Raw genomic sequence first — 21389 nt, 5'->3', positions numbered from 1 at the left:
GGCCCGGCTCAGCCGACGTCGGTCTGTTGGACGGCGCCACTGGTCAGGAGCGCCGCGATCCGCTCCGGGGTGAGGCCGAGCTCGGTCAGGACCTGCGCCGAGTGCTGTCCGAGCAGCGGCGGCGCGGTCATCGGCACGGGGGTGTGCTCCATGCGGAACCCCGCGCGGACCTGCTCCAACGGCCCGGCGGTGGGGTGCTCCACGGTGCGCAGGACGTCGTCGCCGTTGGCGTCCGCGGTGCGCAGGGCGTCCAGCACCCCGCGGACCCGGCCGGCCGGGACCCCGGCCTCGACCAGGACCCGCATCCAGTCCTCGGCGGGCCGCTCCCGCAGCGTCGCGGACAGCTCCCCGACCAGTTCCCCCCGGTGCGCCACCCGCTCCGGGTTGGTGGCGTACCGGGGGTCCGCGCCCAGGTCGGGGCGGTCGATCGCGGCGCACAGACGTTGGTAGAGGGCGTCGTTCCCGGCGGCGATCACCACCTCGGCGTCCTTGGTGGGGAACACCTGGTACGGCACGATGGTCGTGTGGGCGTTGCCCACGCGCGCCGGTTCGGCCCCGGTGACCAGCGCCTGCTGCGCGAGGTTGACCAGGCTGGACAGGGTGGAGTTGACCAGGGAGACGCTGATGTTCTCACCGCGCCCGGTCACCCGGGCCCGCATGAGCGCGCCGAGGATGCCCACGGCAGCGTTCAGGCCGGTCAGGACGTCGGTGAGCGCCACACCCACCTTGCTCGCCGGACCGTCGGCGGGACCGGTGGTGGCCATCAGCCCGCTCTCGGCCTGGACGACGATGTCGAACCCCGGGCGGGTGGCGGGTTCGTGTTCGGGGCCGAAGCCGCTCACGGAGCAGTACACGACGGCCGGATTGCGCGCGCTCACCTGCTCGTAGCCCAGTCCGAGCCGGTCGATCACCCCGGGCCGGAAGTTCTGGATCACCACGTCCGAGGTCGCGCACAGCTCCTGGACGGCGGCCAGCCCCTCGGGGTCCTTCAGGTCGACGGCCAGGCTGCGCTTGTTCCGGTTGACGGACAGGAAGTAGGCGGCCTCGCCGGGGGAGTGGTCCGCCCGGTGTTCCTCGGTGGGTTCGGCGTAGGGCGGGCCCCAGGACCGGGTGTCGTCACCCCGGCCGGGCTGCTCCACCTTCACCACCTCGGCGCCCATGTCAGCGAGCAGCATGGTGGCGTAGGGGCCCGCGAGCACCCGGGACAGGTCGGCGATCCGCACCCCGGCCAGCGGGAGCGGGGCTCCCGGACCGGGAGCGGGGTCGGGTGGGGAACTGGTCTCACGCATGGGGGGTCACTCCTCGCCGTCGGACGGGCTCTCGGGGTCCACGGGGCCGCAGGGCAGCTGGTCGCCGTCCCGCAGCTGGTAGTAGGTCTCCAGGCAGCGGCGCAGCGCGGTGGTGAGCGCGGCGCCGGACTGGCCCGCGTAGCGCGTCTGGACCCGCTGGACGATCTCCGCGATGTCCTCGGTCACCGAGGCGCCCTCGACCAGGGCACGGAAGAAGTCCTTGGCCAGGTCGGTCAGGAGGGTGGTGTCCGCGGCCACGATCCGGCCGTCCGCGGAGTCCACCGCGAGCACGACACCGAGCCGCTGGTACTGGGAATGGCTCGCCACCGAGTCGGGAAGACGGGCGTAGCCGGAGATGAGCACGACCCTGGGGTCGCGGAGAAGCTGCTGAACACGGTCGTCGCCGTACAACGGAAAAGCACCTCTTGTCTGCGGGCACGCGAAAACTCCAACTCACTGGAGTCTCGCGTCTGAAGGGCGGCCGGGGGAAACCGGACACCCGCGACGGGAGGGCAGTTCTCGATCAGTATGGCCCAGCCGGGACGGTCGGTGTCAAGGGCGGGGGTGGTCCAGGGCACACGAGCACACGGATGCGCGCCACGGGAGCCCTGTGTTACATTTCCGCTCAGGTCACGAGTACCAGCGACAAGCCCCGGCTAGCTGGTCGGCAACCCTCCTTCCGCGGTGGGGTGCCCCGGGTGAGGACCAGGTCCCGACACGACCGTGTCAGACAAGCGCGGACCCCTGAGGCGCAGCCGTCATCGGCGTACCCCGTGGGTCCCACGACCCGCAGAAGAGGTGCCCCATGACCACTGTCATCCCGTTCGACTCCACGCGCTCCAGCCGTTCCGCCGCCCGGGACGCGGCCCGCGAGGCCGAGGCCCGTACCGAGTGCGCGATCGTCACCGCCGAGGGCGGGGTCCCCCTGGTCACCGGTGAGCGCGTCGACTACGCCAACTTCGACTACGCCGCCAGCGCCCCCTGCCTGACCAGCGTCGCGGACGCGCTCGCCGCCGCCCTGCCCTACTACGCCAGCGTCCACCGGGGCGCCGGGCACCACTCGCAGGTCAGCACCGACGCCTACGAGCGCGCCCGCCGCAGCGTCTCCCGGTTCCTGGGCGTGCGCACCGAGGCCGACGCGTACGGCTCCGCCGACGCCGTCGTGTTCGTGCGCGGCACGACCGACGCCGTCAACCTGCTGGCCCGCGCCGTTCCCGAGGGCTGCACCGTGGTGGTCTTCGAGTCCGAGCACCACGCGAGCCTCCTCCCGTGGGAGCACCCGGCCTCACGCGCCGGGAAGGTCGTCCGGCTGCCCCTGCCCGCGTCGCCCGAGGCCGCCGTCACCGCCGCCCGGACCGCGCTCGCGGAGGCGCCCGAGGGGCCCCGGCTGCTGTGCGTCACCGCCGCCTCCAACGTCACCGGCGAGATCTGGCCGGTCGAGGAGCTGGTCGAGGCCGCCCACGCCGAGGGCGCCCGCGTGGTGGTGGACGCCGCCCAGTACGTGCCGCACCTGCCGTTCAGTCTCTCCGGGACCGGGGCCGACTACGTGGCGCTGTCCGGGCACAAGCTCTACGCCCCCTTCGGGTCCGGGGTGCTGGCGGGCCGCGCCGACTGGCTCGGCGACGCCGCCCCCTACCTCGCCGGCGGGGGAGCGACGCGCCGGGTGACCGAGCACGACGTCCAGTGGAACGACCTGCCCGCGCGGCACGAGGCGGGCAGCCCGAACGTGCTGGGCGCCGTGGCGCTGGCGGCGGCCTGCGACACCTTCACCACCGAGACGCTCTCGCTCCAGCACATCCGCGAGGCCGCCCTGCTGGAGCGCCTGCGCTCCGGGCTGGGCGAGATCGACGGCGTGCGCGAACTGTCCCTGTGGGACGCCGAACACGCCCGGGTGGGGATCGTGTCCTTCGTGGTCGACGGCCTGCCCGCCGACCTCCTGGCCGCCGCCCTCTCCGCCGAGTACGGGATCGGCGTGCGCGACGGCCTGTTCTGCGCCCACCCGCTCACCACCCACCTGCTGCCCGAGGGGCACGAGCAGGCCGTGCGGGCGAGCCTGGGCGTGGGGACCACCGAGGAGCACGTCGACCGTCTGGTCGGCGCGGTGGCGGACCTCGTGGCCCGTGGCCCGCGCTGGGAGTACGCCGACTGCGACGGCCGCCTCGCCCCGGTCCCGGACCCCCGCAACGTCCTCTGAGGCTCCTTTCCCGCCCGGAGTGTCCGGAATCGGAGTATTCGGGACCTCGGACTCATGGAACTTCACTACGCATGACCCCACATTCGACGCACTGGGTCACATTTCACGCGGGGGTGTGCCGGGGATCACGTTCCCAGGCGGTACTATCGGGCCCTGACGGTGGGGCGCGCCGTCGCCGGACCCGACCGGTCCGTACCGACGCGGCGTCCCGCCTCCCGCGAGCGAACCGGCTGGGGGAGCGTGATCGTGACGGACGTACGAGGACCCAAGACAGGTCCCCTCACGGCCGTGTTCCGAGCGTCCGAACCCCCGCGCGTCCCCGAGCAGCCCTCACCGGTGGTCAGCCTCGGCTCGCGCACCCGCCCGCCGGACCCGGCCGAGGCCGAACGGGTCCGCGTGCACCAGGCCTTCCTGGGCCGCGTCGTCGACTACCTCTGCGCGGACGCCGGGATCCGCCAGTTCGTGGACTGGGGCTGTCCGGTGCCCGGCACCGCCGAGCGCGTCCGCCGGGCCAGCGCCGACGCCACCCTGGTGCACCTGGCGCCGACCGGGACGGCGGGGGTGCTGGCCGCCCCCGCGCGCAACGCGACCGTCCTGGCCGGGGACGGCTCCGGCGACTCCGGGACGGACGCCGTGCTCCGACGCCTCCACACCAGCGGGCTCGTCGACTTCGACGAGCCCGTCGCCGTACTGATGACCCGTCCCGGCACGGAGCAGGACCCGCCCGCCGGGCTCGACACCCTGCACGGCATGATGCGCGGCGGCGGATACGTCGCCCTCACGTCCACGGCTCCCCGCCCCACGGCGGAGCGGGCCTTCGCCCCCTTCCTCCCCGTCGAACCGGGGGTCGCCGACCTGACCTGGTGGCCCTACCCGGACGAGGACGTGTCCGCCCCGGGGTGTGGAACCCTGGGCGGACTGGGCCGCGTGCCCAGGCGAGGAAGGGGAGCGACGCGATGGCGCTGAACTGGAACGGTGAGATCCTGGCCCAGATGAGGTTCTACTGGGACTTCTCCCTGTGGCCCAGGCTGGAGGGGCTGACGGACGCCGAGTTCTACTGGGAGCCCGTCCCCGACTGCTGGACGGTGCGCCAGCTGCCCGACGGCCGCCACGCCCCGGACGGTGCCTATCCGGAACCCGTGCCGCCGCCGGTCACCACCATCGCCTGGCGGCTGGGACACATTGTGGTGGACGTGCTGGAGGCCAGGATCAACTGGCACTTCGGGGACCGGACCGCCAGCCGCGACAACATCGACTGGCCCTCCACCGCGGCCGAGGCCAGACAGCGGCTGCGCAGGGCCTACGTGACCTGGTCCGACCACGTCCAGGAGCTCGACGACGACGACCTGGCCGAACCGGTGGGCGGCGCCGAGGCGGCTCAGTGGTCGGACTTCCCGCTGGTCGTGCTCATCCTGCACCTGAACCGCGAGTTCATCCACCACGGCGCCGAGGTCGCCCTCCTGCGCGACCTGTACCGGGCCCGCTTCGGGGAGAGCGCCGGTCCGTGGTCGGAACCGGTCGCCTAGAGCACGTGCGGCGGGTCCACCCGGACCTGCACGAGGTGTTCGTCCCGGCGCGCGCTGCGCGCCGAGGCGGCAGCCTTCAACGCGCGGGAGAGGTCACCGATCGCCCCGCGCGGCACACGCAACAGCGCCCGCTCGGTCACGTGGTCACCGTTCTCGCCGGTCTCGGAACCGACCGGCACCGGTCCCAGCAGTTCGGCGGACTCGGGCAGCCGGATCTGGTCCAGCAGCTCACGCACGTGCTCGGGGGCCCCGGTGATCGAGGCCATCGACACCGCCGGAGGGAAGCCCAGCCCGCGCCGCTCGGCCAGCTCCCGTTCGGCGAACCCGCCCGGGTCCCAGCGCACCAGCGACTGCACCACCGGAAGTGACGCGTCGGCCGAGACCACCACGGTGCCGCCCGGCCGCACGAGCGCGGCCGCGTTCAGCCAGCGGCGCAGCGCCTCCTCCGAGGCGCGCAGGTCCGCCCGGTTGAGCAGTGCCCAGCCGTCCAGGAGCACCGCGGCCGCGTACCCGCCCTCCGGGACCACCGGCTCCGCGCCGGGGGTGGAGACCACCAGCGACGGCCGGTTCGGCACCTCGGCCAGGACCTCGTCCCGTCCCGAGGTGCGCACGGTCAGGGACGGGAAGGCCCGGCCGAGCTCCTCGGCGGTCCGGCGGGCTCCCACCACCACCGCCCGCATACGGGTCACCCCGCACTCGGAGCAGGCCCACTGCCCGGCCACCCGGCCGCACCACCCGCAGGAGGGCACGGCGTGCGCCTCGCGGATGGCCAGCGGCCCGTGACAGGCCCCGCAGCGGGCCGGTTCGCGGCATCCGGCGCAGGCCAGGGCGTTGAGATAGCCCCGACGCGGCACCTGGAACAGCACCGGGCCCTCCCGCGCCCCCTCCCGGGCCGCCTTGAGCGCCAGGCTCGGCAGCCGGGCGGAGCGCGCCGCCTCGTCCCGGGCCAGTTCGCGGTCGTCACCGGCGGGTTTGACCACCGGCGCCCGGCCGCGCAGGGTCGTCCGGTCGGAGACCAGCGGGAGCGCCCACCCGGACTCCACCAGCAGCTGGGCGTCGGTGGTGCGGGTGTGTCCGCCGAAGAGCGCTCCGGCACCCGACATGTGCGCGCGCATCGCGAGGACCGTGCGGGCGTGCGGATAGGGCGCGTGCGGGTCCACGTGCACGTCGTCCCCGTCGTCCCACAGCACCACCAGGCCCAGATCGCGCACGGGCGCCAGCAGGGCCAGGCGCGAGCCCACCACCACCCTGGTCCGCCCGTGCAGCACCGACAACCAGCGCCGATAGCGCGGGGTCGGGCCCAGGTCGGCGGGGAGCGCGGCGTGGCGTCCCTCGCCCAGGAGGCGCGTCAGAGCGGCGTCCACGGCCTGCACGTCACGGCTGTTGGGGACCACGATCACCGTGCCGCGACCGGCGTCCAGTGCGGCCCCGGCGGCCACCGCGATGGCGTCGGCCCACTCCGGGCCGGGCAGGGCGTTCCAGACAGCGCGGGCCGGACGCCCCTCACGCAGGGCCTCGACGAACGCCGGACCCTCCGGATAGTCCCGCCAGGGCCCCGGGTCCGCCGCCGTGTCGTCCCGCTCCGGGCCGGTCTCCTCCTCCGGCGGGGCCTCCCGCTCCACCTTGACCCTGCGCGGCGGTATGGCCAGCTTGGCCACCTCGTTGAGGGTGCCCGCGTACCGGTCCGCCACGGCCCGGGCCAGCTCCAGGATCTCCGGGGACAGGACCGGTTCCGAGGAGACGACCGAGTCCAGATAGGCGAGCCGCCCGGCGAAGTCCGACCGCTCCACCCGCTCCGCGAGCAGCCCCGCCAACAGGCGCCCGTTGAACATGACCTTCACCCGGCAGCCGGGCACCGCGTCGGCGTCCTGGTCGCTGGAGACCTGGTAGTCGAAGTACCGGTCCAGGTGGGGGAGCGGGGTGTCCACGATGACGCGCGCCACCGGAAGGCTCGCGGCGGGCCTTCGCGGTTCGGGGCGGGACGCCTCCCTGGCCCTGGCCTTGGCCAGCGCCTTGGGGTCCAGCAGTTCCGACACGTCGAAGAGGCCGTCGTCGGGCTGGTCGGGCTGGTCGGGCTGCTCAGTCATCACCCTTGGTTTACCAGAACCCGCCGACAACACCGCCTTTCCCGCTCGGGAGACCCCGCTGGTACTGGTAGAACAGTGATCCGTAGGCGCAGCGGAGGGGACCCGAACATGAAGCTTGTCTTTGCCGGAACGCCGGAGGTGGCGGTGCCCTCGCTCCGGGCGCTCATCGACTCCGAGCACGAGGTCGTGGCGGTGGTCACCCGACCCGACGCGCGCTCCGGCCGTGGGCGGAGGGTCTCCGCCAGCCCCGTCGCGGAACTCGCCGAGAGTGAGGGCATCGAGGTCCTCAAGCCCGCCAAGGCCGGGGACCCCGAGTTCCTGGCCCGCCTGTCGGAGATCGCCCCCGACTGCTGCCCGGTGGTGGCCTACGGGGCCCTGCTGCCGCAGTCCGCGCTGGACGTCCCCAAGCACGGCTGGGTGAACCTGCACTTCTCGCTGCTGCCCGCGTGGCGCGGCGCCGCCCCGGTCCAGCACGCCGTCCTGCACGGCGACGACGTCACCGGAGCCTCCACCTTCCGGATCGTCAAGGAGCTCGACGCCGGACCGGTCTACGGCACCCTCGCGGAGACGGTCCGCCCCACCGACACCAGCGGAGAACTGCTCGGGCGCCTCGCGGAGTCCGGCGCGGGACTCCTGCTCCGCACCGTCGACGGCATCGCCTCCGGGGAGCTCAGCCCGGTCCCGCAGCCGGACGCCGACGTGTCCTACGCGGGCAAGCTCACCACCCTGGACGCCGAACTCGACTTCACCGCGCCCGCCCAGCGCGTGGACCGGGTCGCCCGCGCCTGCACGCCCGCTCCCGGCGCCTGGACCACCTTCCGGGGCACGCGCCTCAAGCTCGGCGCGGTGCGGCCCGTCACCGACGCCGACCGGCCCGACCTCGACCCCGGCCAGCTGCACGCGGACAAGAAGCGCGTCATCGTCGGCACCAGCACCCACCCCGTGGAGCTCGGCCTGGTGCAGCCGCAGGGCAAGAAGGAGATGGCCGCCGTGGACTGGGCCCGTGGCGTGCGTCCCACCGACGACGACCGACTCGGCCGCTGAGCTGCCGTACTCTCGGATCTGGCGTGCGTGAGCGTGCGTCGGCACCCGTCCCCGGCTTGTTGAGGCAGAGCACACGTTGAGCGAGCAGTCCCGGTCCCGGAACCAGCGTCCCCGTAAGGGTGGAAAACCCAGGCAGGGCGGTGGCCACCGGACCGCTCCGCCCCAGCCCCGGGACCCGGCCCGCCGGGTCGCCTACGACGTGCTGCGCGCGGTGGAGCAGCGGGACGCCTACGCGAACCTGCTCCTGCCCGCCCAGCTCGGTGAGCGCGGCATCCACGGCCGGGACGCGGCGCTGGCCACCGAGCTCACCTACGGGACCCTGCGCCACCAGGGCACCTACGACGCGATCCTGGAGACCTGCGTCGACCGTTCGCTGGCCTCGGTGGACGCCGAGGTGCTGCCCCTGCTGCGGCTCGGCACCCACCAGCTGCTGTCCACGAACATCCCGCCGCACGCCGCCGTCAGCGAGACCGTGGACCTGGCCCGCCGCGTGGTGGGCCAGCACCGGGGCAAGTTCGTGAACGCGATCCTGCGCAAGGTGAGCGCCCGCGACCTGGACGCGTGGATCGCGATCGTCGCCCCCGACCGCGAGCGCGACCCCAGCGGCTACCTGTCCGTCGTGCGGAGCCACCCGCGCTGGGTGGTCAAGGAGCTGGCGCGCGCCCTGGGGGAGCGGGCCAAGGACGGCCTGGAGCAGACCGAGAGGCTGCTGGTCGCGCACAACGACCGCCCGAGGGTCACCCTCGTGGCCAAGCCGGGCCGGGCCAAGGTCGCGGACCTGGAGGAGTCCGGGGCGCTGCCGGGCCGCTACTCGCCCTTCGCCGCCTACCTGCCCGAGGGGGATCCGGGGCTGATCCGCGAGGTCCGCCAGAACCGGGCCGCCGTCCAGGACGAGGCCAGCCAGCTGGTGGCCCTCGCGCTGACCCGGGTGGACGCCAAGGGCAGCGACGGCCTGTGGCTGGACATGTGCGCGGGTCCCGGCGGCAAGGCCGGTCTGCTGGCCAGCATCGCGGGCCAGGGCGAGGCCCGCCTGGTCGCCTCGGAGCTCCAGCCCGCCCGTGCGGGCCTGGTCGCCGACGCCGTGCGCCGCGCCCCCCGCGACGCGGGCCGCGCCGTCGTCGCCGACGGCACCCGGCCCGCCTGGAAGCCGGGCTCCTTCGACCGCGTGCTCGCCGACGTGCCGTGCACCGGCCTGGGCGCCCTGCGCCGCCGTCCGGAGTCCCGCTGGCGCCGGGGACCGGAGAACGTCACCCAGCTCGCCCCGCTCCAGCACGACCTGCTCACCCGGGCGGTCGAGTCCGCGCGCCCCGGCGGCGTGGTCGCCTACGTGACCTGCTCGCCGCACCTGGACGAGACCGACGGGATCGTCCGGAAGGTGTTGGCCGAACGCGAGGACCTCGAACTCCTTCGCGCCCCGGACTACCTCGACGAGGTCCCCGACCTCGCCGCCGGGCCCGAGGGGAAGTACGTCCAGTTCTGGCCGCACGTCCACGGTACGGACGCCATGTTCCTCGCCCTCCTCCGCCGCAAGCCGGAGTAGCGGACCGACCGCACGCGCCCCTTGGGACGGTGTTCCCAGGGGGCGCGTTTCGGACATTCAGGAATCTACGCCGTAAAGGTGGCGGTCACGCCCCGCCGGTCGCGACGACCACGCAGATCATGCAGGAGTTCCCCGCCTCCCGCAGCAGGTACCGGTACGACTCGGCCCGGACCTCCTCGCCGCGCGCGTCCCGATAGGACCAGCGCACGTCCGTCCACACCAGCCTCCCGGTGAGCTCCTCCACCCTGCGGATCTCGGGGGAGGCGTCGACCATCCCCTGCTTCCGGTAGCTCTCGGCCGCTCCCGTGAAGGCCGCCCTGACGTCCTCGGGCGAGGCCACCGCGATGCTCTCGACGTCCCCCGCGACGTAGGCCGGATAGCTGTAGCGCGCCGCGATCCCGTCCAGGTCACCGGCGACCAGCTCCCGGCTGTAGGCCTGCAGGAAGTCCCGCAGCCCGTTCTCGTCCAGCATGTCTCCCCCTGACTCGGTGGTACCCCCGAGGCACACCTGCCCCGAACCGGCCCGGATACACTGCTGACGTGGCAATCCAGATCTCTCCCAGCATCCTCAGCGCCGACTTCGCGCACCTCGCCGACGAGGCCGCCCGCGTCCCCAACGCGGACTGGCTGCACGTCGACGTCATGGACGGACACTTCGTCCCCAACCTCACCCTGGGCCTGCCCATCGTGGAGTCCCTCCTCAAGGCGACGCCCACCCCGCTGGACTGCCATCTGATGATCGAGGACCCCGACCGCTGGGCCCCCGCGTACGCCGAGGCGGGCGCCGGAAGCGTCACCATCCACGCCAAGGCAGCCGACGCCCCCGTGCGGACCCTGCGCGAGATCCGCAGGCACGGCGCCCGCGCCGGGCTGGCGCTCAACCCCGCCGAGCCGGTCGACCCCTACGAGGACCTCATCGGTGAGATGGACATGCTCCTGCTCATGACCGTCGAACCGGGATTCGGCGGTCAGCGGTTCCTGGACCTGGTGCTGCCCAAGATCCGCCGCGCCCGCGAACTCCTGGACAACCGCGACGCCTCGGTCTGGCTCCAGGTCGACGGCGGCGTGAGCGACGAGACCATCGAGCGCGCCGCCGAGGCCGGAGCGGACGTCTTCGTGGCCGGATCCGCCGTCTACGGGGCCCAGGACCCGGACAGGGCCATCGAGTCCCTGCGCGCCCAGGCCCGCAAGGCCAGTCCGCTCGCCTGAACCCTCCGGTAACGATCGCGGCGCGCCGGACCCGGGGGCCTGGCCACCGCGGGCGGTCCGCCCTATGCTGCCCGCTGTAGTCGTCGATTTCGCTTGGTCGCGGCTCCGTCTTCCCCTCGGGGGAGCGGCGCGGCGGGAGCGCGTTGCCAGGCGCGGACCCGTGGAGTACGCGTGAACGCTTGGACCACCGAGCACCTGGCCGTGGACGCCCTCTGGGAGGCGGAGAGCGCGGCGATCCGCTGGTTGCAGGGGCTGGCCGGGTGGCTCGCCCCGCCCTTGGAGATCGTCACCTTCCTCGGCTCCCAGGGCGTGATCGTCGTCCTGCTGGTGACCGTCTTCTGGTGCGTCCACGCGAGCCTGGGCGCCCGACTCTTCGTGGTGGTCATCGCCTCGGCGGTGGTCAACAACCTGCTCAAGTCGGTGCTCTACGGCTCCCGTCCCTACTGGTTCGACGCGAGGGTCACCGGATACTCCCAGCACGGCGGCTTCGGGATGCCCTCGGGGCACAGCCAGGCGGCGATGGTGACCTACGGCTATCTCGCGGCCAGGTCCGGTCGCCGGAGCCTGGTGTGGGCGGCGGTCGCGGTGATCGCGCTGGTGGCCCTGTCCCGTGTGTTCCTGGGCGTGCACTATTTCAGTGACGTCGTGGTCGGTCTGGCGGTGGGCGGTGCCCTGCTGTGGCTGGTGCTGCGCTACGAGGACCGGGTCCTGGCCTGGTGGCTCTCCCTGGACACGGTGCGCTGGGTGTCGTGGCTGCTGGCCGTGTCGCTGGTGCCGTGCGCGGTGGCGACCGCCTGGCAGTTCGGCGTGCGGGGGGACTGGGTGGTGCCCACCGCCGAGTGGATCGGCGCGACACCCTCCGACCCCGCCGGACACACGCTGGCCGGACTCTACACGACCTGCGGGGCGCTGCTCGGCGGGGTCCTGGGCTTCACCCTGCTGCACCGGCGCGGTTGGTACAGCGCCGCGGGCACGCTCACGGCACGCGCGGCGCGGTTCGCCCTCGGGATCTCCGTGGTCCTGCTCGTCCTGGTGGTGGAGCGGATCCTCTTCCGGGACCTGGCCGGGCTGCCGTCGGCCTTTGTGTCGTACGCGGTGTACGGCGCCGTGGCCCTCTGGGCGTCCTTCGGGGCGCCGGAGATGTTCGTGCGCGCGGGCCTGGCCACCCGACCCGAACGGCCCGCGGCCCCCGGTCGGGAATGACCCCCGTCACACCGGCTATGCGCCGCGTGGGGGAGGGGTTAGGATCGAGTCGTTAGACAACAGTCAAACGCGTGCTCCGGGGTCGGTGAAAGTCCGAACCGGCGGTGACAGTCCGCGACCCGGTCGATTCCATCGACCGGTTGAACCGGTGGAATTCCGGTACCGACGGTTAAAGTCCGGATGGGAGGCAGTGCGCGTTGGGGCGGGTCCGAGCCGTGCCGATCCTTGGTGACGGCTCCGTGTTCCGCTCCTGCCGTGGACCCGTTTTCCACACCCTTTTCCCCGGAGCCGTGCCAGGCGAAGGGATGTAGGGCGTGTTCACCGGAATCGTCGAGGAACTCGGCAAGGTCGTCTCCATCGAACCCGCCGGGAGCAGTGGTGAGGCGGTCCTGCTCACCCTGGGCGGCCCCCTGGTCAGCTCCGACGCCGGTCTCGGCGACTCCATCGCGGTCAACGGCGTGTGCCTGACCGTCGTCGCGCTCGGCGAGGGCACCTTCACCGCCGACGTGATGAAGGAGTCCCTGGACCGCTCCTCTCTCGGCGCCCTCACCCCCGGCGCCCCCGTGAACCTCGAACGCGCCGCCCGCACCGACGGCCGCCTGGGCGGCCACATCGTGCAGGGCCACGTCGACGGCACCGCCACCCTCCTCTCCCGGAACCCCGGCGACAACTGGGACGTCCTGCGGTTCGGCCTGTCCCCGCAGCTCTCCCCGTACGTGGTCGAGAAGGGCTCCGTCACGGTGGACGGCACCAGCCTCACCGTGTCCGCCGTGAGCGCCCCCGGCGCCGAGGACGAGTTCTTCGAGGTCAGCCTCATCCCGGCCACCCTGGAGGCCACCACGCTGGGCGCCCTGGCGGTCGGCGCCACCGTGAACGTCGAGGTGGACGTCATCGCCAAGTACGTGGAGCGCATCACCGCCGTCTCCCGTGCCCGCGCGCAGGACGGCACCCGCGCCTAGCGCACCCCGCCACCACCCACCGGACCCACCCACCGGACCCACCCACGACGCACCTTCAGGAGCGGGCATGACCGTCACCGACACCACCCCGGCCGCCGACACCGGACAGGCCGTCGTCCTCGACCGCATCGAGGACGCCATCGCGGAGTTCGCCCAGGGCAGGGCCATCGTGGTGGTGGACGACGAGGACCGTGAGAACGAGGGCGACATCATCTTCGCCGCCGAGCTCGCCACCCCCGAGCTGCTGGCCTTCATGATCCGCTACACCTCCGGCGTGGTGTGCGTCCCCATGGAGGGGGAGGACCTGGACCGCCTCGACCTGCCGCTGATGACCGCGCGCAACGAGGAGAGCCTGCGCACCGCCTACACGGTGACGGTGGACGCGCGGGAGGGTGTCAGCACCGGCATCTCCGCCGCCGACCGCGCCCGCACCATCCGCCTGCTGGCCTCCGACGACAGCCGCCCCGTGGACTTCGTGCGCCCCGGCCACATCCTGCCGCTGCGCGCCCGTCCGGGCGGCGTCCTGGCCCGCCGCGGCCACACCGAGGCCTCCGTGGACTTCGCCCGTCTGGCCGGTCTGCGCCCCGCCGGTGTGCTCGCTGAGGTGGTCAACGACGACGGCACCATGGCCCGCCTGCCCCGGCTGCGCGAGTTCGCGGACGAGCACGGCCTGAAGCTGGTGTCGGTCGAGCAGCTGGCCGCCCACCGCGCCGCCCTCGGTGAGTCCCTCACCGAGGAGGAGGCCAACCCCGCCCTGGTCACGCGCATGGTGGAGACCCGTATGCCCAACCAGTACGGCGAGTGGCGCGCGGTCGGCTTCAAGGGCACGGCCGACGGCGCCGAGCACGTCGCCCTGGTCCTCGGTGACCTGTCCGACGGCGACGACGTCCTGGCCCGCCTGCACTCGGAGTGCCTCACCGGCGACGCCTTCGGCTCCCACCGCTGCGACTGCGGCGCCCAGCTGGACGCGGCCATGGCGGCCGTCGCGGAGGAGGGGCGCGGGGTCATCGTGTACATGGGCGGCCACGAGGGCCGGGGGATCGGCCTGCTGCACAAGCTGCGCGCCTACAGCCTCCAGGACGAGGGCGTGGACACCGTCGACGCGAACCTGCGTCTGGGCCTGCCCGCCGACGCGCGCGAGTTCGGCGCCGGCGCGCGCATCCTCACCGACCTGGGAGTGGCCTCGGTGCGGCTGCTGTCCAACAACCCGGCCAAGGCCGAGGGCCTGGAGCACCACGGGGTGCGGGTGAACGAGCGGGTGGCCATGCCGACCTTCGTCACCGACGACAACCTCTCCTACCTGCTGACCAAGCGCGACCGGATGGGCCACGACCTGGCCGGTGTCGCACAGTAGGACCACCACCCCCCGGTACCACCATCACACCCATCCAGAAAGGCCGGTCATGAGCGGCACAGGACGTCCGGACGAACACCAGGTCGACGCGTCGGGGCTCTCGGTGGGCCTCGTCGTCACCCGCTGGAACGAGGCGATCGTCGAGCCCATGCTCGCCAACGCGCTCGCCGTGGTGAAGGCCTCGGGGGCCGCCGAGCCCGTCGTGGTGAGGGTCGCCGGGGCGGTGGAGATCCCGGTGGTGGCCCAGGAGCTGGCCCGCAGGCACGACGCGGTGATCGCCCTGGGCGCGGTCATCCGCGGCGGCACCCCGCACTTCGACTACGTGTGCCAGTCGGTCACCCACGGTCTGACCGAGGTGGCCCTGCGCGAGTCCACCCCCGTGGGCAACGGTGTGCTCACGTGTGACACCCTGGAACAGGCGCGTGACCGCGCCGGACTTCCGGGAAGCGTCGAGGACAAGGGCGCCGAGGCCGCGCAGGCCGCCCTGGACACGGCGGTCGCGCTGCGCGGACTGCGTCGCTGATCCCACCCTGCTGGTGCGCGCGACCGCGCCTGGCCGGACGGTGACCGGGTGAGTCACGCCTGAGCGCGTGGAGATGGAGCAGTTGGTGCGGACGAGGGAACTACCTGTGGACGAGGCGTCGAGCAAGGCGGCCCTGCCGAGGACCTGGCGGCCCCGCGCGGTGCGGCTGGTCGCCTACGGCCTGGGCCTGCTGATCGTGGCGACCATGGTCGTGCTGGCCGTGATCCTGCCCGCCGAGTGGCGGACGATGGACCGCTTCCTGGTCGTGGGGCTCGGGCTCGCTGTGGCCGCGGGGCTGCACATGCTGGGCCGTCCCCGGCTGATCGCCACGGAGCGGAACGTGGTGGTCGTCAACGGCATCCGCACGCACCACCTGGCCTGGCCGGAGGTCCTGGACATCCGGATGCCGGTGGGTGAGCCGTGGCCCTGCCTGGACCTGTCGGACGGCACGTCGCTGCCGGTGATGGGCATCCAGAGCACCGACGGAGAGTTCGCCCAGCGCGCCCTCGCGGAGTTCCGTTCGATGCTGGACCGGGGCGAGGGCCGGGAGCCCGACCCTGCGGAGGACCCGCGTTCGTAGACGAAACCGAATCGAGCCCCCGTTTCCTGGAGGAACGGGGGCTCTTCTGTGTTGCGTTGGGCACATAGGTTGGTATCAGGGCCCATGAGCGGACCGTCGCGGCCCGCCAGGGGATTCGTGGAAGAGGTGCCGCGTGCGTGATGTCCGAGCGAGCGTGTCCGAGCTGTACGCGTCGGGGGAGACCTTCGCGGTGGCCACGGTGATCGACACCTTCAAGAGCGCGCCGCGTGACGCGGGCGCCGCCATGCTGGTGAGCGCCTCCGGTGAGGTCACCGGAAGCGTGTCGGGCGGCTGCGTGGAGGGGGCCGTCTACGAGGAGGCCCTGGAGGCGATCCGCACGGGTGTGCCGGTGCGCCGCACCTACGGGGTCAACGACGACGACGCCTTCAGTGTGGGACTCACGTGCGGGGGGACCCTGCACGTGTTCGTCGAGCCGGTGAGCCGCGCGACCTACCCCCAGCTGGGCGCGGTGATCGGCGCCGTGGACGAGCACCAGCCGGTGGCTGTGGCCACCGTCGTGGCCGATCCCTCCGACGCCTCCCGGGTGGGTCGTCGCCGGATCGTGTGGCCCGGGCACGCCGAGGGTGACCTGGGCGGGGGCGGTGAGCGCCTGGCCGCGGCCCTGGACGACGACGTGCGCGGCATGCTGGCCCAGGGCAGCACGGGCCTGCTGCACTACGGCGTGGACGGCCAGCGGCGCGGTGACGAGCTGGAGGTGTTCGTCCAGTCGTTCGCCCCGGCTCCCCGCATGCTGGTGTTCGGCGCCATCGACTTCGCGGCGGCCGTGGCCGACCTCGGCTCCTACCTGGGCTACCGGGTGACGGTGTGCGACGCCCGCCCGGTGTTCGCCACGGCCAGGCGGTTCCCCACCGCCGAGGAGGTGGTGGTGAAGTGGCCGCACGTGTACCTGGACGAGGTCGCTGACGAGATCGACCAGCGCACGGCGATCTGCGTGCTCACCCACGACCCCAAGTTCGACGTCCCGGTGCTCAAGCGGGCGCTGTCCACCGAGGCCGGGTACATCGGTGCGATGGGTTCGCGGCGCACGCACGAGGACCGGTTGGAACGGCTCCGCGAGGCCGGTGTGGAGGAGGGGGCGCTGGCGCGCCTGCACTCGCCCATCGGTCTCGACCTGGGCGCGCGCACTCCCGAGGAGACGGCGGTGTCCATCGCCGCCGAGCTGGTGCGCAGCAGGTGGGGCGGCAGTGGCAGGGCCCTGAGCGAGACCCGTGGGCGGATCCACCGGGACACGCCCCCGGTACCCCTGGTTCCGGCCGGATTCGGCCACTCCAAGGGGTGATCCGAAACCGCCCCGATGCTGTAGTCCCAGCTCACGGCGGTGATCCCTGGGCGGGGGCCGGTGCGTCGCCCGCGACCTCGTCGAGGTGGCCCACCCGGGGACCGCGTCCGTGGCATCATCGCGTCATGGGTACGGGGGAGCGAGGAGACGGGCGTTCGGGCGCGGTCGCGGGACTGCTGCTGGCGGCGGGTGCGGGGAGCAGACTCGGCCGCCCCAAGGCCCTGGTCGAGCTCGGGGGTGAACGCCTCGTCGACCGTGGCGCGCGCATCCTCTCCGAGGGCGGCTGCGCCCCGGTCCTGGTCGTGCTCGGCGCCGCCGACACCACCGTGTCCGGGGCGGTGACCGTGCACAATCCCGACTGGTCCACGGGGATGGGCTCCTCCGTCCGCGCCGGGATCGACGCGATGCCGGACACCGTCGACGCCCTTCTGGTCGCCCTCGCCGACCAGCCGCTGGTCACGTCCGAGGCGGTCCGGCGCCTGGTCGAGGCCCACACCCAGGGCGCCCGGGCGGCGGTGGCCACCTACCACGGCAATCCGCGCAACCCCGTGCTGCTGGGCCGCGAGCACTGGTCCACGGTCTACTCGATGGCCGAGCGGGACGTGGGCGCCCGCCCCTTCCTGCGGGCCTACTCCCACCTGGTCACGGCGGTGCCCTGCGACGACGTCGCCAGCCCCGAGGACATCGACACCGAGGAGGACCTGGTGAGGCTGACGGAGACACTCGGGGGAGTGTGAGCCGGGGCCGCGCCGATCAGTCCAGCGGCTCCGCGAGGATGCCGAAGGTGTGCTCCACGCTCTCGCCCGGAGCCAGGACGATCAGGTCCGTGCCGCTGTTGAGGGCGTCGGGCGGGCAGGTCATGGGCTCGGCGGCCAGGTGGGCCCGGTGGAGGTCGCCGCCAAGGGAGTCGGAGCTGAACAGCTGGAGCCAGCCGTAGCCCGGTCCCGCCCACAGACACACCCGGTGCTCGGGGCCGCTCAGCCGGACCCAGGCGCGTTCGTTCCGGTCGCGGTCGAGATCGGTGAAGGCCGTGTCCAGCTCCGTGGCGCCCGGGTTCCGGCCGGGCGGGCGCAGGTCGTACTCGGTCCCGGACACCGGAACCGGGGCGCCCACGGGCACCAGGTCGGCGTCGGCGGGCTGGCGGCTCCCGGCCGTGGCCTCCAGCCGCACCTCGTCCCGCTCGACCAGGTCCCGGAGGGGCGTGCCCAGCGTGAGGTAGGGGTGGAAGCCCAGTCCGTACGGGGCGTCGGAGTCCCCGGTGTTGCGCGCCCCGACGGTGACGGTGAGCCCGTGCCCGTCCGAGGCCCCGGAGGTCAGGCGGTAGGTGGCGGTCAGCTCCAGCGGGAACGGGTACCCGGGGGTGCCGGGGAAGTCCAGGCGCAGGGTCACGTCCTCCTCGGAACGCTCCTGCGTGGACCACACCGCCTCGCTGACCAGGCCGTGGATCGCGGATCCGGTCTCCGGGTCGTTGACGTCCAGCCGGTACTCCGTGCCCTGGAAGGTGTAGCGGGCCGAGGCGACCCGGTTGGGCCAGGGGGCCAGCAGCTGCCCCTGTGAGGCGATGGGGCCCGACTGGCGCGTGTACGGCCAGACGAGGTCGTGTCCCCGCCAGGAGAGCGCCTGCAATCCGGCTCCGGTCCGGTCGACGCGCGCCCGGTACTCACCGGCGCGCAGATCGAACACCTCAGCCACCCGTCCACCCCTCTCCCCGTGGTCCGGCACACCGCCGAACCGGGAGATCATAGCGTGTCCGACGCCTCACCCGCGGTGTCGGCCCGCGGTGCTCAGCCGAGCAGTCCGTCCAAGGGGATGAGCACACCGGAGCCCAGGGCCAGCAGTCCGGTGGAGAACAGGACCACGAGCATGAGCAGGGATCCCGCGACGGCCAGGCGGAAGGCGCCCAGTCGGCGGCGGGCCTTGAGCGTGGACTTCGCCGCGGTACGGCCCAGCGCGATCAGTACCACCGACAGCAGGACCGGGAACCACCAGGCCGCGCCGAACCCGCCGGGCAACAGACCGGTGAGCGCGGCGGCCCCGTCGGTCAGGGGGTTGTCACCGAACTCCAGCAGGCCCGTGTAGGCGTCGGTCACGAACGGGCTCTCGGGGAAGAAGCCCTCCCCGGGCCGCAGCGCCCGTCCCAGACCGTCCAGCAGACCCAGCAGCGCGGCCGGGTAGGCGAACCGGCGGCACCGGCCCGCCCTCATCGCGCGCTGGATCTGGCCCATCGTCCGGTCGACCCGCCGGGACGCCCGCTCCTGCTGGCGCCGCTCCTTGGCGGTCACGGGCTCCTGCGGCCGGTGGGGGTCGCCGGGCAGCGCGGGGTTGTCGGGCCGGGTGGCGGCCACCGCGCGGCGCTGCCGGGCCGTGGCCACCTTCTCCTGTGCGCCCTCCCAGCGCGCCCGGGCGGAACCGGCCAGGGAGGCCCAGCGGTCCTGGCGGCGGGCGCGGCCGTCGGCGCGCTCGCGCTCGGCGATCGAGCCGCCGACCCGCGCGGCCTCCGGCAGCAGGAGGAGGGCCGCGAGCGTGGCGCTCCGGCTGGCCAGCTGGTCGCCGCCGTCGCGCAGCGCCGCCTTGCGCTGCTCGGACCACCACGGCGCGTTCGGCGCGGAGCTGCGCTGCTGGGGGTGCCAGGACTGTCGGCGCAGCAGGGACCGGTGCTGCGCGGCGGTCTCGGGTGAGAGCACCAGTTCCACGGCGCGTGCCCAGGTGGAGTCGATCTCGTGGGCGGCGGGGTGGCGGGGCGCGTCGGGGTTCCGGGTGGGCTCGGGGCGCGCGTCCACCACGCGTTCCAGGGTCTCGTTCACCCGCGCCATCAGCAGTGGGACCTCGTGCTGGACCCGCTCCAGCAGCGCGCAGCGTCCGGAGCCGCCCGAGCGGCACTCGGGGTGCGGGCACCAGTGCTGGGCGCCCAGGCCCACCACGCCGGACTCCACGGCCTCGCGCACCACCGAGTGGCGGCTGGCGTCACCCGCCGCCAGGGCCAGGAGGCCGTCCGCGCTGATCTCGTGGCCCCGGAAGCGCGGCGGCATGCCGGGCACGTAGCGGGCGGCCAGGGCGCTGATCGCCACGTGCGCGAGGTCGGGGCGGGCCTCCAGACCGGTGAGATAGGCGCGGTCGAAGGTGTAGTCGTTGACCTCGCGGTCCAGCCAGGTACGGAGCTCGGGCCAGTGGCTGCGCAGCCACATCGCACCGGTGTCGGAGCGGTCCAGCAGGTCGAAGGCGAGGCTGGGCGGGTCCTCGTGGGAGGTCCCGGCGAAGTTGATGGGGCGCCGACGGCTCGCGGTGCGGATCGGCGGGCGCTCTCCGGCCAGCCACGCGGCGACCTCGTCGTGTCCCCACCGGGCGGAGGGGGCCAGGGTGAGCAGGCCCCGGGCGAGCAGGCGCCAGCGCTCGTCGGTGATGGCCGAGATGTCCACCTCGGTGTTGCGTGCGGTCAGCCAGTTGCCGCCGCGATCGGGGCGGCGGCCGGTGACGAGCTCGTGCACCATGACGCCCAGGGACCACCAGGCGGCGGGGGCCTCACGGCGCCCCTCCACCACCTCGGGGGAGGCGTAGGCCTCGGTGACGGCCTGGCCGCCGTAGACACGGCTCATGGTGGCGCGCACGGCACCGCCGAAGTCGGTGAGGGCGACCACCGGCGGGTCCAGGGAGCGGACCAGCAGGTTCTCGGGTTTGACGTCGGTGTGGTTGTGCTGGAGCTCGCTCTGCCAGTGGTGCAGGCAGTCGGAGACGGCGCGGACCACGGCGCGGGCGCCCTCGTCGTCCATGGGGGACTGGTTGATGACCTCGCGCAGGGTGCCGAGGGAGAAGTACTCCTGGGCCTCCCAGGCCAGGTCCTCGCCCCAGGAGCTGGCGGCGGTCCCGTAGCCCTGGATGGCGGGTGTGTGGGGGGAGGCGGTGCCCCGTGCGCGCAGCCGGTCCAGGAGTTCGCGGTTGATGTCGTGGCCGGGCCGGTACACCTTCAGCGCCAGTTGGCGCCCGGGGGAGTCGGTGGGTTCGGCGAGGTAGACGACGGCCTCGCCGCCCGCGCCGATGTGGTCCAGGACCTGGTAGCGGCGGCGGAGTTCGGCGGGCACGGCGTAGTCGAGGTCGCCCGCGGGGCCCACGACCACGCGGGAGACCAGACGCGCCATCCAGTCCAGGAGGGGGCCGAGGAGCACCCGCCACCACGGGGTGCGGCCTCCGGAGGGGCCGGGTGCGGCGCCGACGGGTCGGCTCGCGCCCGGACGCGCCGTGGGGGAGACGGGCCGCTGGACCCGGGTGCCGTCTACCGCGGGGCCCGGGGCGGCGTCGCCGGGCAGGACGGTGGTGCGGTCCGCCCCGGACGGCGTGCCCGGCGGGACCACCCGGGTGGGTGCGTCGTCGGACGCGGGGGGCGGGCCCGGGTGCGCCGACCCCGGCTCGGGCGGAGGCGCGGCCCCCGGCCGGAACACGCGTGTGACCCAGCGCGTGGCGCCCACCGCCGGGTTGGTGCGCGTGGTGGGCGTCGTGGGGTCGATCCGCTGGGTGGGTGCGTTCTCGTCACCGGGGTCGGGCGTGACCATCGAGGCCGGAGCCATCCTTCGGATAGGTGGTCGTCTG

General features: G+C 73.6%; 19 protein-coding genes and 2 riboswitches. Of the genes, 13 read left to right on the top strand and 6 right to left on the bottom strand.

The features are described 5' to 3' along the window. Positions 1 to 8 precede the first annotated feature (8 nt). Complete coding sequence (locus AC0VYL_RS18965) at positions 9 to 1289, bottom strand: CaiB/BaiF CoA transferase family protein (RefSeq protein WP_475481030.1); 1281 nt, start codon at positions 1287 to 1289, stop codon at positions 9 to 11. Positions 1290 to 1295: 6 nt separating this feature from the next. Further along, positions 1296 to 1700 (bottom strand): DUF3870 domain-containing protein, encoded by a 405-nt coding sequence (locus AC0VYL_RS18960; RefSeq protein ID WP_475454618.1) that lies wholly within the window; start codon positions 1698 to 1700, stop codon positions 1296 to 1298. 217 nt (positions 1701 to 1917) lie between these two features. Next, positions 1918 to 2032, top strand: a riboswitch (SAM riboswitch). 62 nt (positions 2033 to 2094) lie between these two features. Here AC0VYL_RS18960 and AC0VYL_RS18955 point away from each other — a divergent pair. The 3 genes from AC0VYL_RS18955 to AC0VYL_RS18945 all read left to right on the top strand — a co-directional run bounded on the left by AC0VYL_RS18955 (position 2095) and on the right by AC0VYL_RS18945 (position 5009). Further along, positions 2095 to 3483 (top strand): aminotransferase class V-fold PLP-dependent enzyme, encoded by a 1389-nt coding sequence (locus tag AC0VYL_RS18955; RefSeq protein WP_475481029.1) that lies wholly within the window; start codon positions 2095 to 2097, stop codon positions 3481 to 3483. Between the two features lie 246 nt (positions 3484 to 3729). Next, positions 3730 to 4449, top strand: coding sequence for an SAM-dependent methyltransferase (locus AC0VYL_RS18950; protein ID WP_475454614.1), 720 nt, complete (start codon positions 3730 to 3732; stop codon positions 4447 to 4449). Then, positions 4440 to 5009 carry a DinB family protein gene (locus AC0VYL_RS18945; RefSeq protein ID WP_475454613.1) on the top strand — a complete coding sequence of 190 codons (570 nt, stop codon included), beginning with the start codon at positions 4440 to 4442 and terminating at the stop codon, positions 5007 to 5009. Before AC0VYL_RS18950 ends, AC0VYL_RS18945 begins: the two co-directional genes overlap by 10 nt. On the opposite strand, the gene AC0VYL_RS18940 is transcribed toward AC0VYL_RS18945, so the two are convergent. Then, positions 5006 to 7096 carry a primosomal protein N' gene (locus AC0VYL_RS18940; RefSeq protein WP_475481028.1) on the bottom strand — a complete coding sequence of 697 codons (2091 nt, stop codon included), beginning with the start codon at positions 7094 to 7096 and terminating at the stop codon, positions 5006 to 5008. The genes AC0VYL_RS18945 and AC0VYL_RS18940 overlap by 4 nt on opposite strands. Positions 7097 to 7204: 108 nt before the next feature. On the opposite strand from AC0VYL_RS18940, the gene fmt reads away from it, so the two are divergent. Beyond that, entirely contained in the window at positions 7205 to 8140 is a 936-nt protein-coding gene (gene fmt, locus AC0VYL_RS18935) for a methionyl-tRNA formyltransferase (protein ID WP_475481027.1), read from the top strand. A gap of 76 nt (positions 8141 to 8216) precedes the next feature. Continuing rightward, complete coding sequence (locus AC0VYL_RS18930; protein WP_475481026.1) at positions 8217 to 9680, top strand: RsmB/NOP family class I SAM-dependent RNA methyltransferase; 1464 nt, start codon at positions 8217 to 8219, stop codon at positions 9678 to 9680. Positions 9681 to 9765: 85 nt separating this feature from the next. Here AC0VYL_RS18930 and AC0VYL_RS18925 read toward each other — a convergent pair whose 3' ends face one another. Next, the gene (locus AC0VYL_RS18925; protein WP_475481025.1) at positions 9766 to 10152 is read right to left on the bottom strand and encodes a DUF6841 family protein; all 387 of its coding nucleotides are present in this window, start codon (positions 10150 to 10152) and stop codon (positions 9766 to 9768) included. Between the two features lie 68 nt (positions 10153 to 10220). Here AC0VYL_RS18925 and rpe point away from each other — a divergent pair, with 68 nt between their 5' ends. The 8 genes from rpe to AC0VYL_RS18885 all read left to right on the top strand — a co-directional run bounded on the left by rpe (position 10221) and on the right by AC0VYL_RS18885 (position 17545). Then, entirely contained in the window at positions 10221 to 10889 is a 669-nt protein-coding gene (gene rpe, locus AC0VYL_RS18920; protein ID WP_475481024.1) for a ribulose-phosphate 3-epimerase, read from the top strand. Positions 10890 to 11060: 171 nt separating this feature from the next. Continuing rightward, entirely contained in the window at positions 11061 to 12092 is a 1032-nt protein-coding gene (locus AC0VYL_RS18915) for a phosphatase PAP2 family protein (RefSeq protein WP_475481023.1), read from the top strand. Positions 12093 to 12159: 67 nt separating this feature from the next. Continuing rightward, positions 12160 to 12290, top strand: a riboswitch (FMN riboswitch). Between the two features lie 116 nt (positions 12291 to 12406). Further along, entirely contained in the window at positions 12407 to 13051 is a 645-nt protein-coding gene (locus AC0VYL_RS18910; protein WP_475481022.1) for a riboflavin synthase, read from the top strand. A gap of 67 nt (positions 13052 to 13118) precedes the next feature. Next, entirely contained in the window at positions 13119 to 14405 is a 1287-nt protein-coding gene (locus AC0VYL_RS18905; RefSeq protein WP_475454597.1) for a bifunctional 3,4-dihydroxy-2-butanone-4-phosphate synthase/GTP cyclohydrolase II, read from the top strand. 49 nt (positions 14406 to 14454) lie between these two features. Continuing rightward, complete coding sequence (gene ribH, locus AC0VYL_RS18900) at positions 14455 to 14928, top strand: 6,7-dimethyl-8-ribityllumazine synthase (protein ID WP_475454595.1); 474 nt, start codon at positions 14455 to 14457, stop codon at positions 14926 to 14928. Between the two features lie 106 nt (positions 14929 to 15034). Continuing rightward, positions 15035 to 15508, top strand: coding sequence for a PH domain-containing protein (locus AC0VYL_RS18895; RefSeq protein WP_475454593.1), 474 nt, complete (start codon positions 15035 to 15037; stop codon positions 15506 to 15508). Positions 15509 to 15641: 133 nt separating this feature from the next. Next, entirely contained in the window at positions 15642 to 16808 is a 1167-nt protein-coding gene (locus AC0VYL_RS18890) for an XdhC family protein (protein WP_475454591.1), read from the top strand. A gap of 125 nt (positions 16809 to 16933) precedes the next feature. Continuing rightward, a complete protein-coding gene (locus tag AC0VYL_RS18885; RefSeq protein ID WP_475454589.1) occupies positions 16934 to 17545 on the top strand; it encodes a nucleotidyltransferase family protein in 612 nt (203 codons plus the stop codon). Positions 17546 to 17561: 16 nt separating this feature from the next. Here AC0VYL_RS18885 and AC0VYL_RS18880 read toward each other — a convergent pair whose 3' ends face one another. Both AC0VYL_RS18880 and AC0VYL_RS18875 read right to left on the bottom strand, forming a co-directional pair. Next, entirely contained in the window at positions 17562 to 18551 is a 990-nt protein-coding gene (locus tag AC0VYL_RS18880) for an aldose 1-epimerase family protein (RefSeq protein WP_475454587.1), read from the bottom strand. 41 nt (positions 18552 to 18592) lie between these two features. Further along, positions 18593 to 21352 (bottom strand): serine/threonine-protein kinase, encoded by a 2760-nt coding sequence (locus tag AC0VYL_RS18875; protein ID WP_475481021.1) that lies wholly within the window; start codon positions 21350 to 21352, stop codon positions 18593 to 18595. Between the last annotated feature and the right edge of the window lie 37 nt (positions 21353 to 21389).

This window comes from Nocardiopsis sp. iso_238, assembly GCF_056173325.1.
The sequence above is the reverse complement of the archived record's forward strand: the minus strand, read 5'-3'. Positions and strand labels throughout refer to the sequence as shown.

Bases quoted from the DNA above. Each gene is read 5' to 3' on its own strand.
- AC0VYL_RS18965 (WP_475481030.1), bottom strand. From the start codon at position 1,289: ATGCGTGAGACCAGTTCCCCACCCGACCCCGCTCCCGGTCCGGGAGCC.
- AC0VYL_RS18955 (WP_475481029.1), top strand. From the start codon at position 2,095: ATGACCACTGTCATCCCGTTCGACTCCACGCGCTCCAGCCGTTCCGCC.
- AC0VYL_RS18945 (WP_475454613.1), top strand. From the start codon at position 4,440: ATGGCGCTGAACTGGAACGGTGAGATCCTGGCCCAGATGAGGTTCTAC.
- AC0VYL_RS18940 (WP_475481028.1), bottom strand. From the start codon at position 7,096: ATGACTGAGCAGCCCGACCAGCCCGACCAGCCCGACGACGGCCTCTTC.
- fmt (WP_475481027.1), top strand. From the start codon at position 7,205: ATGAAGCTTGTCTTTGCCGGAACGCCGGAGGTGGCGGTGCCCTCGCTC.
- AC0VYL_RS18925 (WP_475481025.1), bottom strand. From the start codon at position 10,152: ATGCTGGACGAGAACGGGCTGCGGGACTTCCTGCAGGCCTACAGCCGG.
- AC0VYL_RS18905 (WP_475454597.1), top strand. From the start codon at position 13,119: ATGACCGTCACCGACACCACCCCGGCCGCCGACACCGGACAGGCCGTC.
- ribH (WP_475454595.1), top strand. From the start codon at position 14,455: ATGAGCGGCACAGGACGTCCGGACGAACACCAGGTCGACGCGTCGGGG.
- AC0VYL_RS18885 (WP_475454589.1), top strand. From the start codon at position 16,934: ATGGGTACGGGGGAGCGAGGAGACGGGCGTTCGGGCGCGGTCGCGGGA.
- AC0VYL_RS18880 (WP_475454587.1), bottom strand. From the start codon at position 18,551: ATGATCTCCCGGTTCGGCGGTGTGCCGGACCACGGGGAGAGGGGTGGA.
- AC0VYL_RS18875 (WP_475481021.1), bottom strand. From the start codon at position 21,352: ATGGTCACGCCCGACCCCGGTGACGAGAACGCACCCACCCAGCGGATC.